This window comes from Pseudomonas sp. FIP_A4 (assembly GCF_036701605.1).
GTDB lineage: Bacteria > Pseudomonadota > Gammaproteobacteria > Pseudomonadales > Pseudomonadaceae > Stutzerimonas > Stutzerimonas phenolilytica.
Genome location: NZ_JAYDXP010000119.1, coordinates 1 through 14,207, shown reverse-complemented (window position 1 = coordinate 14,207; position 14,207 = coordinate 1). Strand labels below are relative to the sequence as shown.

Here is a 14,207-nt window from a genome sequence, read left to right as displayed (position 1 = left end):
TCGGCGACCTCAATAAGTCCGAACCTTGGGCTCGAAGGCCGGAACGGTCTTCGGAGCGAAGTTCACGGCACGCTTGGCAACGCGCTTCTCACCCGGGAAATACAGGGTGTGGCACAGCCAGTTCTCATCGTCACGCTCTTCGAAGTCCTCGCGAGCATGTGCACCACGGGATTCTTTGCGGGTTTCCGCCGCAATCGCCGTAGCTTCGGCAACTTCCAGCAGGTTCTGCAACTCGAGCGCTTCAATGCGCGCAGTGTTGAACGCCTGGCTCTTGTCGGAGATCTTGACGTTGGCGATGCGCTGACGCAGATCGACCAGCTGGGCGATACCTTTCTGCATGTATTCGCCGGTACGGAACACGCCGAAGTAATTCTGCATGCAGTTCTGCAGCTCCTTTCGTAGCGGAGCCACGTCTTCACCCGTGGTGCGTTCGTTGATGCCTGCCAGACGAGCAAGGGCAACATCAAGATCGGTTTCGCTAGCGCCGCGATGCTCGATGCCCTCCTTGAGCGCCTTCTCCAGGTGCAGACCAGCCGCGCGACCGAAGACCACCAGATCGAGCAACGAGTTGCCACCCAGGCGATTGGCACCGTGCACGGATACACAAGCCACTTCGCCGACAGCAAAAAGGCCATCGATGATTTTGTCGTTGCCGCTGGCGTCCTGCGTGATTGCCTGACCATGAATGTTGGTGGCGATACCACCCATCATGTAGTGGCAGGTCGGAACGACCGGCACTGGTGCCGTAACCGGGTCGACGTGGGCGAAGGTCTTCGACAGTTCGCAGATACCCGGCAGGCGGCTGTGCAGCACTTCCTCGCCCAAGTGGTCCAGCTTCAGCATCACGTGGTCGCCATCCGGACCACAGCCGTTGCCCGCCAGGATTTCTTTGACCATCGAACGCGCAACGACGTCGCGACCGGCCAGGTCCTTCGCGTTCGGCGCGTAGCGCTCCATGAAGCGCTCGCCGTGCTTGTTGATCAGGTAGCCACCTTCACCGCGGCAACCTTCGGTCACCAGCACGCCGGCACCGGCAATACCGGTCGGGTGGAACTGCCACATCTCGATATCCTGAACCGGCACACCGGCACGCAGTGCCATGCCGACACCGTCGCCAGTGTTGATCAGGGCGTTGGTGGTCGATGCGTAGATCCGACCAGCGCCACCGGTAGCAAGCACGGTAGCCTTGGAACGGATGTAAACGGTTTCGCCGGTTTCGATGCAGATGGCAATGACACCCACGACTGCGCCATCCTGGTTCTTCACCAGATCGACTGCGTACCACTCGTTGAGGAAAACGGTGTCGTTCTTCAGGTTGCCCTGATAAAGCGTGTGCAGCAGCGCATGACCGGTACGGTCGGCAGCGGCGCACGTACGAGCGGCCTGACCACCCTTACCGAAGTCCTTCGACTGACCGCCGAACGGACGCTGATAGATGCGGCCCTGCTCGGTACGGGAGAAAGGCAGACCCATGTGCTCGAGCTCGAACACAGCCTCAGGACCGACGGAACACATGTACTCGATCGCATCCTGGTCACCGATGTAGTCGGAGCCCTTGACCGTATCGTACATGTGCCAGCGCCAGTCATCGTTCGGATCGGCCGAAGCGATGGCGCAGGTGATGCCGCCCTGAGCGGAAACGGTGTGCGAACGAGTCGGGAAAACCTTGGTGACCACAGCGGTCTTGTGACCGGACTGGGACAGCTGGAGCGCCGCGCGCATACCGGCGCCACCGCCACCGACGATGATGGCGTCAAAAGAAAGCGTACGAATGTTAGCCATGAATCAGATACCCCAAAGAATCTGCACGCCCCAGACGAAGAAGGTGAACATGGCAATGCCACACACCGCCTGGAACAGGAAACGAACGCCGGTAGCCCACTTACCGATCGCCATATTGGTCAGGTAGTCGGTGGAGATCGTCCACATGCCTACCCACGCGTGCACACTCAGGGCGACTAGAGCCAGCAAGCTGAAGATGCGCATCCAGTTGGCCGAGAACAGCGCGTGCCACTGGGTGTACTCCAACCCTGGGTTCGCAATCAGGTACCCAAGCAGGAACAGAAAATAAGCCGCAAGAACCACTGCAGAAACGCGCTGCGCCATCCAGTCATACAGACCCGAGCGCGAAAAGTTGGTGACATTGGTTACCATATCCACACTCCCGCCAGAACGATCAGCACCACCGAAACGGCGATTACGATTTTCGAGCCCAGCTTGCCGCCTTCCAGCGTCTCACCGTGGCCGGCATCCATGATCAGGTGACGAACACCTGCCACGAGGTGGTACAGCAGTGCGGACAGCAGCCCCCAGCTAATCAGCTTCGCCAGCGGGCCACCCAAATACTCCCGAACCTCCTCGAAGCCTTCTGGAGAAGACAGCGAGGTATCGAGCGCAAGCAACAACAGGGCGATACCGACGAACAGAATGACACCGGATACACGGTGGAGAATCGACGTGTAAGCAGTGATTGGGAGTTTTATTGTCCTAAGATCTAGGTTTACAGGTCGTTGGCTTTTCACGGCTTCTTTTCACACTTGAGAGCCCCTGAACGCAGGGCAAAGTTGTTGGGAAGAGTACGCAGCAGTACCCGCTACCCACGAGTGACAACCTACAGAATGTCGCCTGTAAGGCCCCTGCCGGTCGGTTTCCGAGTATAAACAGTTAGGTCACTAATGACAATGTGGTGAAGTGCCACTAAAGGCGGATGGCAGCCCCTATATAAATGCCGTAAACAGTCGCCCCATGCTGCACCGATACCCCGCAAACCCCTCTGCAGCATGGGTTCGAGCAAATTGACTTTGCGATTTATCACACTATAGTGATGCGGGCCCTGCGTGGGGGGCCATGATGATTCCAAGCACAAAACAGGAGGCCATACATGGCTGACAAGAAAGCGCAGTTGATCATCGAGGGCACCGCCCCCGTCGAACTGCCCGTTTTAACCGGTACCGTAGGGCCTGATGTAATTGACGTCCGAAGCCTGACCTCCACGGGTCACTTCACCTTCGATCCCGGCTTCATGTCGACCGCCTCTTGCGAGTCCAAGATCACCTATATCGACGGCGACAAGGGCATCCTGCTTCATCGCGGCTACCCCATCGAGCAGCTGGCGGAAAAATCCGACTATCTGGAAACCTGCTATCTCCTGCTCAACGGCGAACTACCGACCACCGAGCAGAAGGCCCAGTTCGTCAGCACCATCAAGAACCACACCATTGTTCATGAGCAACTGAAGACCTTCCTCAACGGCTTCCGTCGCGACGCCCACCCGATGGCCGTGATGTGCGGCATCGTAGGCGCCCTGTCCGCGTTCTATCACGACTCACTGGACATCAATAACCCGCAGCATCGCGAAATCTCTGCGCATCGTCTGATCGCCAAGATGCCGACCATCGCCGCCATGGTGTACAAGTACTCCATGGGCCAGCCGATCATGTATCCGCGCAATGATCTGAGCTATTCGGAAAACTTCCTGCACATGATGTTCAACACCCCGGCCGAGATCAAACCGATCAGTCCGGTGCTGGCGAATGCCATGGATCGCATCTTCATCCTGCACGCTGATCACGAGCAGAACGCATCGACTTCTACCGTGCGACTGGCCGGCTCCACCGGCGCCAACCCGTTCGCCTGTATCGCAGCTGGCATCGCCGCCCTCTGGGGACCTGCTCACGGCGGCGCCAACGAAGCCGTGCTGACCATGCTGGATGAAATCGGCGACGTATCGAACATCGAGAAGTTCCTGGCCAAGGCCAAGGACAAGAACGATCCGTTCAAACTGATGGGCTTCGGCCATCGCGTCTACAAGAACTTCGATCCGCGCGCCAAGGTCATGAAGAAGACCTGCGACGAGGTGCTGGGCGAGCTGGGCATCAATGACCCGCAGCTGGAACTGGCGATGAAGCTCGAAGAAATCGCCCTGAAGGATCCCTACTTCGCCGAACGCAACCTGTACCCGAACGTGGACTTCTATTCGGGCATCATCCTCAAGGCTATCGGCATTCCGACGAGCATGTTCACCGTGATCTTCGCGATGTCGCGCACTGTGGGCTGGATTTCGCACTGGAAGGAAATGATCGCCTCCGGTCAGAAAATCGGGCGTCCGCGCCAGCTTTACACTGGCCATGCACAGCGCGATCTGCCGCGCTAAGCACTAGAGCCAAACGAGAAGGCTGCCCACGGGCAGCCTTTCTTTTTGCTGAATCCGACGCACCTAGCAGGATTATTGCTGCCCACGATTCACTCAGGCTGTCGCCTGCTCCAACCATCCCAGCAAGCGAATCGCCTCATCGCGATCGGCTCCACAACATAACGGGTCGGCACCAAATGCCACGCATACCGCCGGCCGTCGCGGATCATCGAAAAGCTGGCAGAGGTATTGCGACGACAAATGCACACAGCGCTCACCTGCGGCCTTGCCATGCGGCATGCCAGGTATCGGCGAACTGATAGAAGGGGCGATGCAACAAGCACCGCAACCAGGACGGCAATCCATGAATGAACGACCAGCAAAAAACAGGGAGACGATAATAATTCAGACGAAGTTGCGCACACCAGAAGCGCGTATTGCGACGTAACCACGCCCAGAATAGGCTTTGACGCCCATCTCCTCACGAGCCTTCCGCTATGCCCATCTGGCTGCAAACCGCCACCCTGCTCTGCTGCTCCAACCTGTTCATGACGTTCGCTTGGTATGGCCACCTCAAAACCTTGAACGGCAAGCCGTGGCTGATCGCCGCCCTGATCAGTTGGGGCATCGCTTTCTTCGAGTACATGCTGATGGTGCCGGCGAATCGCATCGGTTACACCGAACTATCGATCGGCCAGCTAAAGATCATGCAGGAAGTCGTCACCCTGGCAGTTTTCGTACCCTTCAGCGTCCTTTACATGCAACAGCCGCTAAAGCTCGATTACCTATGGGCCGGCCTGTGCCTGGTCGGGGCGGTGTACTTCATCTTTCGCAGCTGATCGCTCAGACAACCACTCAACTCACTGCGCAACCGCACCCGCGACCGGCAGATGACGCCCACGTAGCACTTGGGCATACTGACCACCCTTTTTTTCACCCTTCAGGTAATCGCCATGTTCAAGGTCAACGAATACTTCGACGGCACCGTAAAATCCATCGCGTTCGACATGGCCGCAGGCCCAGCCACCATCGGCGTCATGGCCGCGGGCGACTATGAGTTCGGTACTGGTCAGTTGGAAATCATGCATGTGATTGCCGGCAGTTTGGACGTGAAGTTACCCGGCAGCGAGAAATACGAAACCTTCGGCGCGGGCACCCAGTTCACCGTGCCGGCGAACAGCAAGTTCCAACTGAAGGTCGCTACCGATACTGCCTATCTCTGCGAGTATCGTTAAGCGACAAGAGGTCGGCGCTGCGAGACAAGCCGGCCTCGATGTAAATCTCGTGCAACCTTTTTCACATCCGCACTAGGCGAGCGCACTCCGCGCTGGCTTCTGAATCAGTCGAGCGGCTTATACGCGTTTGCGACCTGCTTCGACTGACTCAGACGCGTCAGTTCCAGTGCCAGCCGTTCCCGCTCAGCGCGACTATCCTGCCGCAGTTGCGCATACAGACGCACCAGATCGTCCAGTTGCTGACGCAACACCTGATCGGCCTCCGCCTCATCCGCCGCGACTTCGCCAAGCAGTGCGCTAACTTGTGTATCAAGCTCGGTAATGGCGTCCCAATCTTGGCACGCCAGAGCCTCGCGCAACGCACGACCAAGCTCCTCAAAACGCAGCGCCGAAATGGACATCAGGGACTCCTTGGGCTGAATACTCAGGCAATGCTATCCCAGCCGGATTTGATTTCACCAAGCAACTTCGCCACCTCATCCAGCTTGCTCACGTCGTTGTGACGGCTAGCTTCGAACAGGCGCATCGTCATGTATTCGTACAGACGCTCAAGATTGATGGCCAGCTCGCCACCCGCCTCCTTGTCCAGCACGTCGCGCAGCCCGCCGATGATGTTGATCGCCTTGCCGATCAGCACGCCTTTCTCAGCATAGGCCTCGCGTTCCATAGCCCCCCTGGCCTGCGCTATACGATCCAGCCCGCCCTGCATCAGCATTTGGATCAGACGATGCGGATCGGCCTCGGTAACCTGCGCCTTTACGCCGACCTGCTGGTACTGCCGCATTGCTGCCATAGCATTCATCTGGATGAGCCTCTTACCACATCAATTTCACATACCTACTTATCGGTCGCCTAGCGCAGGACTTGAGTTTGTTCTGAAAACAAAAAACCGCCTGGCGGCGGCTTTTTTCTTGAAGCGGAGCCCCTTACTTCTTCGAGTTATTCGCTGCCCACGGCAGGTTTTCCAGCGAAGCCAACAAACTCGACGACGTATTGGACAACTGACCCACCAGCAGATCCATCGCATTGAACTGCTTGTACAGACGCTCCTGCAGTGAGGTGAGGCGACGGGTGAGAGCTTCCTTCTGATCATCAATTTTGGTGATCGTCTCAGTCATTGCCTTATTGCGTTGCTCGAGTATTCCGCCGGTCTCGGTGTATGGCTTCAGCTTGGCGTCGAGTCTGGAAGCCAATCCCTTGTCACCCGTGAACAGACCCGCCAATTCGCCGAAGTTACTGGCCATCGCCTTGTCCAGCTTGGCGCTGTCAATGGCGAGGGTGCCATCCTTCTGTGTGGTAATACCAATATCGGTCAGCGCTCGCAGTGCACCATCACCCTGCACGTTAACCAGCTCGTTGCGAATCGTGTTGAGCAAGGTGCGCGCCGTGGCATCGCCCACCAATGCGCCTGTTACGGGCGCCTTGCCCTCGCCTACTGATGTGACCTTGGTCTGCGCGTTAATCACACCGATCAGCTTGTTATAGCTGTCGACAAAGGACTGGATCTGCTTTTTAACACCCGCCTTGTCTTCCGCTACCGCGATGGTCAGCGGTTCGTTTGCAACGGTTTTGGCCTTAAGGTCGAGCGTGATGCCCTCAATGGCCCCATCGACTTTGTTGGTCTCGCTGATCACCTTCAAACCGTCGACATACAATTCAGCACTCTGTGCCGAGGTCAGCACGCGAGCATCTTTGCCGGTGCCTGACGTACCGGTGAAGTTCAATGCGGAAAGACCTATGAGCCCAGGTTCGTCTGCCCCGGTTGCAGTGACGGTAATATCGCGCCCTGCGCCAGTTTTGCTGCTACTCAGCACCAGTCGAGAGCCATACTCGTCCGTAACGATGGTGGCGCTAACACCCATGTCTTTCCCGGCCGTGTTGATTGCATCACGCACACCGGCGAGCGTGTTGTTGTTCTCTTCAATCGTGACTGAAAAGGATTCCTTGGTGTTTGGCGCGGGCGGGATGCCTGGCACACCAAGCGAGACCTCGAACGTTCCACTGGTAAAACGCGCGGGGGCTTCGGCCGTATTGGGAATCGCGGCCAGTGCAACCTTGCTGCTGCTCGCCAGTGATTTGACTTCCAGTTGATAGCTGCCAGCTCCCGCGGCGGTTGTCGCCGTAACGCCGACGAGATCCGACTTGCTGGAGGTAGCCGAGCGCGCTTGGAACAGCTCTGGTTTGTTCAGCGCAGCCAGCGCTGTCTGGAAATCACTGATTGCGCCCTTTAGCGCACCAACAGCCGTTATCTGCGTTGTCGTCTTCTTTTCGAGGTTGGCAAGCTGGGTTTCCTTCGGAGCCCGCTCGGCGGCGACCATCCCCGCCACGATACTGTCGATGTCGAGACCGGAACCGATGCCTGATACGCCTGCCATAGCCTTACCTCGTCAAATAAACCACACGACCGTATTCGATCTGCTGCGAAACAAGAAACGTGCCGTTAGGCCTTAGCCTCGAACAACAGGCTACGCATCTCGTCCAAACGCTCTGCCAGGCGCAGGATATCCTCGGAAGGAATCTGCCGCACCACCTTGCCCGAGTCGCCATCCAGCACCTGCACCACAACCTGACCGGTGGAATCATCCACGCTGAAGTTCAAATCGCGCTGCAAGGTCTGCACCTGCGTGCGAATGCGCTCTACTGCTTCGTTTACATCTGCTTTCTGTGGAGCCTTGCCAGAGCCACCTTCGCCCTGCAACGAATAAAGCCCAGCTTCCTGACGAAAGCTGGGCATCGCGTTGCTCGACGAGGATGACGCAAGCGTGGCACTCGCTGCTCTTGCGACGTCCATGATTCACCTCTCAATGAATCGATGGGGTGGAATAACCACCCCATCGGTGAGCTTCGCTTACTGCAGTAGACTGAGAACGGCCTGCGGCAGCTGCTTGGCCTGGGCCAGGATCGCAGTACCAGCCTGTTGCAGAATCTGGTTCTTGCTCAGATTCGCGGTTTCGGCGGCGAAGTCAGTGTCCTGGATGCGGCCACGAGCTGCGGAGGAGTTTTCTGAAATATTCTGCAGATTCGCAATAGTGTTATCGAAGCGATTTTGCACCGCACCCAAGTCTGCACGCTGAGAATCAATCTGAGCGATCGCACCATCGATAATCTGGATAGCCTCCTGCGCACCCTCAGCATCCGTCACGTCTACATCCTGGACGAATTTGGTTTGCGCCGGGGTCGTGGCACTCGCCTCATCGGCTGATGCCGCTGCAGCGAAAACAGCCGCAGCCGTTCCCGTGGCAGCAACGACGTCAGTTACTTTAATTTCAGCATCAGCAGCCGTTCCGGATTTTACGGAGCTGGAAAGCATAACCTTCCCTGCATCAGCACCGGTCCCCTCCTCAGCAACCAATCCGCTGATACTTTTACCGTTAATACGGTCGACAATATCCGCAGCGGTATCTCCCTCTGCGATAGTTATCGTTGCTTTAGCGCCGTCTCCAATCTGAATTTCTATATCACCGCCCTTACCTGCCGCGACGCCGGCAGTTAGATCAATGCCTGCAAGCGTTGCCGTAGCTTCGATCTTCTCAGCTACTTTCCCGGAAAGACTGCCGATATCCATCTTTGCAACCGAAACGGAGATTGTTTCGTTAGCGTTTGCACCGACTTGGAAGTCCTGAGACCCGAACGAGCCATCCAGCAGCTTACGGCCACCAAAAGTGGTGGTTTCACTGATTCTGGTCAGCTCTTCTTTCAACTGACTTACTTCTTTCTGAATCGATTCACGATCGTTCTTGTTGTTACTGCCATTCGCAGATTGAAGCGCTAGGTCGCGCATACGCTGCAGAATATTGGTGGACTGCTGCAACGCGCCTTCAGCAGTCTGAGCCAAGGAAATACCGTCATTAGCGTTTCGAACAGCTACGCCAAGGCCATTAATTTGGCTGGTCAAACGGTTAGAAATCTGCAGGCCAGCGGCATCATCCTTGGCGCTGTTGATGCGGCTACCAGTGGACAGACGCTGCATGGACGTTTGCAGCGCACTGGAAGAATTGCTGAGGTTACGCTGGGTGTTCAGCGAAGCAATATTTGTATTGACGGTAAGAGCCATGGTGTTTGCCTCCAAGGGCGCTAGTTACTTTGGTTGCCTGAGCTTGCGACTCCGGGCCGGCTTGTGCCCAGGCACCCATTGAGTTCGCATTCGATTAGCTTATCGGCGTCGTTTCGGTGAGCTTTAGGAGGCGTTTGAAAAAATTTGCAAGCCCCGCAGACAACCTGTACGACACCGGCGAACTCGGAACCAAACGCGAGTCCACCTGCCCAGCTTTTCGGACGAGGCGGCGAATTCTTTAATGCCAAGGGCGAGAACGAAACGCCCCGCGGCGGCACCACCGCGGAGAGCGTTGAGTATGAAGACGCGCACTCGGTCAGATTGCCGGGCGCGCTAGGCTTGCAGCTGACCGAGGTGCCGCAGGAAGGTTTCTTCGTCGAGCACGGTGAGCCCCAGCTCGTTGGCCTTGGTCAACTTCGAGCCGGCACCCGGTCCCGCTACAACCACGCTGGTCTTCGCTGATACCGAGCCGGACACCTTCGCCCCCAAAGCTTCGAGTCGCGCCTTGGCGTCGTCGCGGCTCATGCTGTCCAGCGTGCCGGTCAGCACCCAGGTCTGCCCGGCCAGCGGCAGGCCTTCCACAGATTTCCTCTCGCTCTCCCAGTGCATGCCGAACTCGCGCAATTGGGCTTCGATGGCCCGGGCGCGCTCGGCGTTCGCGGACTTGTCGAAGTAATCGCGCAGCGAGCGCGCGGCCTTCTCGGTGAGACGTTCGACCTGGCGCAGATCGAGCCAGTCGGCGGCGATGATCGCGTCCAGGCTACCGAAGCGCTCTGCCAGACGCTGGGCGCCGGTGCTGGCGATGAACGGAATATTCAGCTTGTCGAGCAGGCCGGCCAGGGTGGCGCACGCGGCGAACTCCGGATGCAATTCCCCCTCCCCCTGCAACTCCACGCCACGCTCGCGCAGTTGCGCGATGACTGTGCGGTTGTGCTCGTCCTCGAAGAAACTGTGGATCTCGTGCGCGACTTCCAGGCCGACGTCGGGCAGGTACACCAGCACGTCCGGCAATGCACATGCGATGCGATCCAGCGAGCCCAGCGCTCGCGCCAGCAACTTGGCGGTTTCCTCGCCGACATCGGGGATGCCGAGGGCGAAGATGAAACGCGCCAGCGTGGGCTTGCGGCTGGCGTCAATGGCGTCGAGCAAATTGCGCGTGGAGAGATCGGCGAAGCCTTCCAACTCGACTATCTGCTCGTACGACAGGCAATAAAGGTCAGCGGGCGAGCCGACCAGACCGCGATCGACCAGCTGCTCGACGATCTTGTCGCCTAGCCCGTCGATATCCATTGCGCGGCGCGAGACGAAGTGGATGATCGCCTGCTTCAGCTGCGCCTGGCACGCCAGCCGGCCGACGCAACGGTAGATCGAACCTTCGCTGACCGATTCGCGCCCTTTGCTGCGCTTGATCAGCTGGGTGCGCTCCACGGCAGAACCGCAGACCGGACAACGCTCCGGCACATGTACGGGCCGCGCGTGTGCCGGCCGGCGCTCGGCGATCACACCGAGGATCTGCGGAATGACATCGCCGGCGCGCCGCACGATTACCGTATCGCCGATCATCACGCCCAGGCGCGCGACTTCATCCATGTTGTGCAGGGTCGCGTTGGAGACGGTGACGCCAGCGACCTGTACCGGCTTTAGCCGTGCCACCGGGGTGATCGCACCAGTACGACCGACCTGGAATTCGACGCCGAGCAACTCGGTGATCTCCTCGCGCGCGGGGAACTTGTGGGCGATCGCCCAACGCGGCTCGCGCGCTCGAAAGCCCAGCTCGCGCTGCTGCGCGACGGAGTTAACCTTGAACACCACACCGTCGATCTCGTAGGCCAGCGCGTCACGCTTCTCGCCAATGGCCTCGTAGTAGGCGCGACATTCGACAACGCCCTTGGCCAGTTTCAGCTCTCGACTGATGGGCAATCCCCACTCTCTGAGCGCGTTGAGAATACCGACATGGGTATCCGGCAGCTCGCCATCGCTACGCCCTACACCGTAGGCGCACAGTTCAAGCGGACGCGCGGCGGTGATCTTAGGGTCCAGCTGGCGCAGGCTGCCGGCCGCGGCGTTGCGCGGATTGGCGAAGGGCTTGCCGCCACTTTCCACCTGCCGCGCATTGAGCGCTTCGAAGCCTGCCTTGGGCATGTAGATTTCGCCGCGCACTTCGAGCACTGACGGCCAACCGCTGCCGTGCAGCTTGAGCGGAATATTGCGCACGGTGCGTACATTGGCGCTGATGTCTTCGCCAGTGCTGCCGTCGCCGCGCGTAGCACCACGCACCAGATGACCGTTCTCGTAGAGCAGGCTGACGGCCAAGCCGTCGAGTTTGGGTTCGCAGCTGTATTCAACCTCGGCGCCAGCGCTGAACAGGTCGCCGCCGGGCAGGTCCAGCCCGTCGCGGACCCGGCGGTCGAAGTCGAGCAGATCCTGTTCGTCAAAGGCGTTGCCGAGGCTCAGCATCGGCACTTCGTGGCGTACCTGGCCGAACGCCGCCAACGCCGCACCACCGACGCGCTGGGTCGGCGACTCGGGCGTCACCAACTCAGGATGTTCGGCTTCCAGCGCCTTTAGTTCATTGAACAGACGGTCGTACTCGGCATCCGGAACGCTCGGCTCGTCGAGAACGTAATAACGGTAGTTGTGGGCGTCGATTTCGCTACGCAGTTCGGCGATGCGTTCGGCAGCGGTCTGGGCAGAAGGCATATAGCAAGCGGGGCCGTAGGCTGTGGCCGTGCCAATCGCAACCGCATCAGCACGCCGAAGATTGATGAGAACGCGGATTCTAGCCGATCAGCCCGGATGATGCGGCTCACTACCGAGGCGAATAACCGTCGACGCGGAAGCCACGTCGCAGCGAACGGATTCTCTCTCGGCGTGACAGGCCATTCTTACCGACCGAAATGCCGTTGCGTGCCGCCCCCCGTATTGATCATGGACGAGGTATAGGATTGCAAGAAATGATATGTTATAACAACTTCAGTAAGAACATCTGACGAGACCCAACGTGATTAGCGAAACCGAGCTGCTTGCCATGCCTGCCGACGCCTACATGAACGAGGTGCAGCAGGCATTTTTCCGCCAGCGCCTGCTCGACCAGCGGACCGAGTTGCAGGACCGTATCGAGGAAGAATTCGGCCGACTGCGTGAGCAGGAGTCTTACAGCGACCCGGTCGATCTCGGGAGTGCCGAGGAGCAGCGCCGGTGGCAGCTGCGACTGCTGGAGCGGGCGAAGAAGCTGCTCGACAAGATCGACGAGGCGCTGGAACGGTTAGCCCTTGGCGAGTACGGCTGGTGTCGCGAAACCGGTGAGCCGATCGGGCTGCGTCGGCTGCTGCTACGCCCTACTGCCAGCCTGTGCATCGAGGCCAAGGAACGTCAGGAACAACGCGAACGCCATACCCTTGATGCGCGAGGAATCCTCAATGGATAACCGACTCCCGGTGACCGTGCTGTCCGGCTTTCTAGGTGCCGGCAAGAGCACGCTGCTCAACCATGTGCTGAAGAACCGTGACGGCCTGCGCGTGGCGCTGATCGTCAATGACATGAGTGAAATCAACATCGATGGCAGCGAGGTGCAGCGTGACGTCAGCCTCAACCGCGCCGACGAGAAGCTGGTCGAGATGAGCAATGGCTGCATCTGCTGCACGCTGCGCGAAGACCTGCTGGAGGAAGTGGCCCGGCTGGCGCGCGACGGCCGCTTCGATTATCTGCTGATCGAATCCACCGGTATCAGCGAACCGCTGCCGGTGGCCGAAACCTTTACCTTCCGCGACGAACAAGGACAGAGCCTGTCCGACCTGGCGCGCCTGGACACCCTGGTGACCGTGGTCGACGGGGTGAACTTCCTACGCGACTTTCACGATGCCGAGAGCCTCGCCAGCCGTGGCGAAACACTGGGGGAGGAAGACGAGCGGGCAATAACGGACCTGCTGATCGAGCAGGTGGAGTTCGCCGATGTCATCCTGATCAGCAAGATCGATCTGATCACCAGGGCCGAGCGGGAGGAGCTGACCGCCATTCTGCGCGGGCTAAACACCGAGGCCGAGATTCTGCCGATGGTGATGGGTCAGGCACCGCTGCCGAGGATCTTGAACACCGGCCGCTTCGACTTCGAACGCGCCGCCCGGGCGCCCGGCTGGCTCAAGGAGCTACGCGGCGAGCATCTGCCGGAGACTGAGGAATACGGCATCGCCTCGACAGTCTATCGGGCACGGCGGCCTTTCCATCCCGAACGCTTCTTCAGCTTTCTCGGTCGAGAATGGACCAATGGCCGCCTGCTGCGCTCCAAGGGCTATTTCTGGCTGGCCAGTCGGTACCAAGATGCCGGCAGCTGGTCGCAGGCCGGCGGCCTGATGCGCCATGGCCATGCCGGGCAATGGTGGAGATTCGTACCGAGGGCCCAATGGCCTCAGGATAGAGAAGAACGACGCGCGCTGATGGCCAAGTGGGACGTCGAGGTTGGCGATTGCCGCCAGGAGTTGGTTTTCATCGGCCAGAACATCGACTTCGACCGTTTGCGCATCGAACTGGATGCCTGCCGGCTCAACGATGCCGAGATGGCGGCCGGTCCCGAGGCGTGGCAACAGCTACCAGACCCCTTCGGCGCATGGACCGAGGAAGCGGCCTGATGCGAATTACCGGTTGCGCTTTTTTTACCTGTCGCTCTAGCAGCAAGCGCGGCGTGGGGCAGGTTTTCGGTGCACCGCCCCGCCCCGACGCAGCCGCGTAACAAAGCGTCAAACCCCGCCCGCAGCTCCCCCGGCCCCCGCGTACCCGCCAGCAGAAGCAG

Annotated in this window: 15 protein-coding genes; 5 read left to right on the top strand and 10 right to left on the bottom strand. The window is 59.1% G+C overall.

What is annotated here, in order from left to right:
* Positions 1 to 9: 9 nt before the first annotated feature.
* From sdhA to sdhC, 3 genes are read right to left on the bottom strand one after another with little or no spacing between them, the layout of a single operon-like run.
* Positions 10 to 1,782, bottom strand: coding sequence for a succinate dehydrogenase flavoprotein subunit (sdhA, locus tag U8L64_RS05320; protein WP_043298408.1), 1,773 nt, complete (start codon positions 1,780 to 1,782; stop codon positions 10 to 12).
* A 3-nt stretch (positions 1,783 to 1,785) separates the two neighbouring features.
* Positions 1,786 to 2,154 (bottom strand): succinate dehydrogenase, hydrophobic membrane anchor protein, encoded by a 369-nt coding sequence (gene sdhD / locus U8L64_RS05315; RefSeq protein ID WP_011913018.1) that lies wholly within the window; start codon positions 2,152 to 2,154, stop codon positions 1,786 to 1,788.
* Complete coding sequence (gene sdhC, locus U8L64_RS05310; RefSeq protein ID WP_003287773.1) at positions 2,148 to 2,522, bottom strand: succinate dehydrogenase, cytochrome b556 subunit; 375 nt, start codon at positions 2,520 to 2,522, stop codon at positions 2,148 to 2,150. Before sdhC ends, sdhD begins: the two co-directional genes overlap by 7 nt.
* Positions 2,523 to 2,881: 359 nt before the next feature.
* On the opposite strand from sdhC, the gene gltA reads away from it, so the two are divergent.
* A complete protein-coding gene (gene gltA, locus U8L64_RS05305) occupies positions 2,882 to 4,153 on the top strand; it encodes a citrate synthase (protein ID WP_008568843.1) in 1,272 nt (423 codons plus the stop codon).
* A 93-nt stretch (positions 4,154 to 4,246) separates the two neighbouring features.
* On the opposite strand, the gene U8L64_RS05300 is transcribed toward gltA, so the two are convergent.
* On the bottom strand, positions 4,247 to 4,498 hold the full coding sequence (locus tag U8L64_RS05300) for a YkgJ family cysteine cluster protein (RefSeq protein ID WP_077683353.1): 252 nt from the start codon (positions 4,496 to 4,498) through the stop codon (positions 4,247 to 4,249).
* Between the two features lie 131 nt (positions 4,499 to 4,629).
* Between U8L64_RS05300 and U8L64_RS05295 the strand changes: the two genes are divergently transcribed.
* Both U8L64_RS05295 and ppnP read left to right on the top strand, forming a co-directional pair.
* Positions 4,630 to 4,971 carry a DMT family protein gene (locus tag U8L64_RS05295; RefSeq protein WP_008568845.1) on the top strand — a complete coding sequence of 114 codons (342 nt, stop codon included), beginning with the start codon at positions 4,630 to 4,632 and terminating at the stop codon, positions 4,969 to 4,971.
* A 114-nt stretch (positions 4,972 to 5,085) separates the two neighbouring features.
* A complete protein-coding gene (gene ppnP, locus U8L64_RS05290; RefSeq protein ID WP_008568847.1) occupies positions 5,086 to 5,367 on the top strand; it encodes a pyrimidine/purine nucleoside phosphorylase in 282 nt (93 codons plus the stop codon).
* 104 nt (positions 5,368 to 5,471) lie between these two features.
* Here the strand turns inward: ppnP and U8L64_RS05285 are convergent, their stop codons facing one another.
* The 6 genes from U8L64_RS05285 to ligA all read right to left on the bottom strand — a co-directional run bounded on the left by U8L64_RS05285 (position 5,472) and on the right by ligA (position 12,121).
* A complete protein-coding gene (locus U8L64_RS05285; protein WP_333394618.1) occupies positions 5,472 to 5,768 on the bottom strand; it encodes a flagellar protein FliT in 297 nt (98 codons plus the stop codon).
* A gap of 23 nt (positions 5,769 to 5,791) precedes the next feature.
* Complete coding sequence (gene fliS / locus U8L64_RS05280; RefSeq protein ID WP_333394616.1) at positions 5,792 to 6,169, bottom strand: flagellar export chaperone FliS; 378 nt, start codon at positions 6,167 to 6,169, stop codon at positions 5,792 to 5,794.
* A 124-nt stretch (positions 6,170 to 6,293) separates the two neighbouring features.
* Entirely contained in the window at positions 6,294 to 7,742 is a 1,449-nt protein-coding gene (fliD, locus tag U8L64_RS05275; RefSeq protein WP_333394614.1) for a flagellar filament capping protein FliD, read from the bottom strand.
* A 65-nt stretch (positions 7,743 to 7,807) separates the two neighbouring features.
* On the bottom strand, positions 7,808 to 8,101 hold the full coding sequence (locus tag U8L64_RS05270) for a flagellar protein FlaG (RefSeq protein WP_234303407.1): 294 nt from the start codon (positions 8,099 to 8,101) through the stop codon (positions 7,808 to 7,810).
* A 114-nt stretch (positions 8,102 to 8,215) separates the two neighbouring features.
* Complete coding sequence (locus tag U8L64_RS05265; protein WP_333394612.1) at positions 8,216 to 9,421, bottom strand: flagellin; 1,206 nt, start codon at positions 9,419 to 9,421, stop codon at positions 8,216 to 8,218.
* Between the two features lie 333 nt (positions 9,422 to 9,754).
* The gene (ligA, locus tag U8L64_RS05260) at positions 9,755 to 12,121 is read right to left on the bottom strand and encodes an NAD-dependent DNA ligase LigA (RefSeq protein WP_333394610.1); all 2,367 of its coding nucleotides are present in this window, start codon (positions 12,119 to 12,121) and stop codon (positions 9,755 to 9,757) included.
* A gap of 304 nt (positions 12,122 to 12,425) precedes the next feature.
* On the opposite strand from ligA, the gene dksA reads away from it, so the two are divergent.
* The gene (dksA, locus tag U8L64_RS05255; RefSeq protein WP_138301095.1) at positions 12,426 to 12,848 is read left to right on the top strand and encodes an RNA polymerase-binding protein DksA; all 423 of its coding nucleotides are present in this window, start codon (positions 12,426 to 12,428) and stop codon (positions 12,846 to 12,848) included.
* Entirely contained in the window at positions 12,841 to 14,046 is a 1,206-nt protein-coding gene (gene zigA / locus U8L64_RS05250; RefSeq protein ID WP_333394609.1) for a zinc metallochaperone GTPase ZigA, read from the top strand. Before dksA ends, zigA begins: the two co-directional genes overlap by 8 nt.
* The last annotated feature ends 161 nt before the right edge of the window (positions 14,047 to 14,207 follow it).

Bases quoted from the DNA above. Each gene is read 5' to 3' on its own strand.
- sdhA (WP_043298408.1), bottom strand. From the start codon at position 1,782: ATGGCTAACATTCGTACGCTTTCTTTTGACGCCATCATCGTCGGTGGC.
- sdhD (WP_011913018.1), bottom strand. From the start codon at position 2,154: ATGGTAACCAATGTCACCAACTTTTCGCGCTCGGGTCTGTATGACTGG.
- gltA (WP_008568843.1), top strand. From the start codon at position 2,882: ATGGCTGACAAGAAAGCGCAGTTGATCATCGAGGGCACCGCCCCCGTC.
- U8L64_RS05300 (WP_077683353.1), bottom strand. From the start codon at position 4,498: ATGGATTGCCGTCCTGGTTGCGGTGCTTGTTGCATCGCCCCTTCTATC.
- U8L64_RS05295 (WP_008568845.1), top strand. From the start codon at position 4,630: ATGCCCATCTGGCTGCAAACCGCCACCCTGCTCTGCTGCTCCAACCTG.
- ppnP (WP_008568847.1), top strand. From the start codon at position 5,086: ATGTTCAAGGTCAACGAATACTTCGACGGCACCGTAAAATCCATCGCG.
- U8L64_RS05285 (WP_333394618.1), bottom strand. From the start codon at position 5,768: ATGTCCATTTCGGCGCTGCGTTTTGAGGAGCTTGGTCGTGCGTTGCGC.
- fliS (WP_333394616.1), bottom strand. From the start codon at position 6,169: ATGAATGCTATGGCAGCAATGCGGCAGTACCAGCAGGTCGGCGTAAAG.
- fliD (WP_333394614.1), bottom strand. From the start codon at position 7,742: ATGGCAGGCGTATCAGGCATCGGTTCCGGTCTCGACATCGACAGTATC.
- U8L64_RS05270 (WP_234303407.1), bottom strand. From the start codon at position 8,101: ATGCCCAGCTTTCGTCAGGAAGCTGGGCTTTATTCGTTGCAGGGCGAA.
- U8L64_RS05265 (WP_333394612.1), bottom strand. From the start codon at position 9,421: ATGGCTCTTACCGTCAATACAAATATTGCTTCGCTGAACACCCAGCGT.
- ligA (WP_333394610.1), bottom strand. From the start codon at position 12,121: ATGCCTTCTGCCCAGACCGCTGCCGAACGCATCGCCGAACTGCGTAGC.
- zigA (WP_333394609.1), top strand. From the start codon at position 12,841: ATGGATAACCGACTCCCGGTGACCGTGCTGTCCGGCTTTCTAGGTGCC.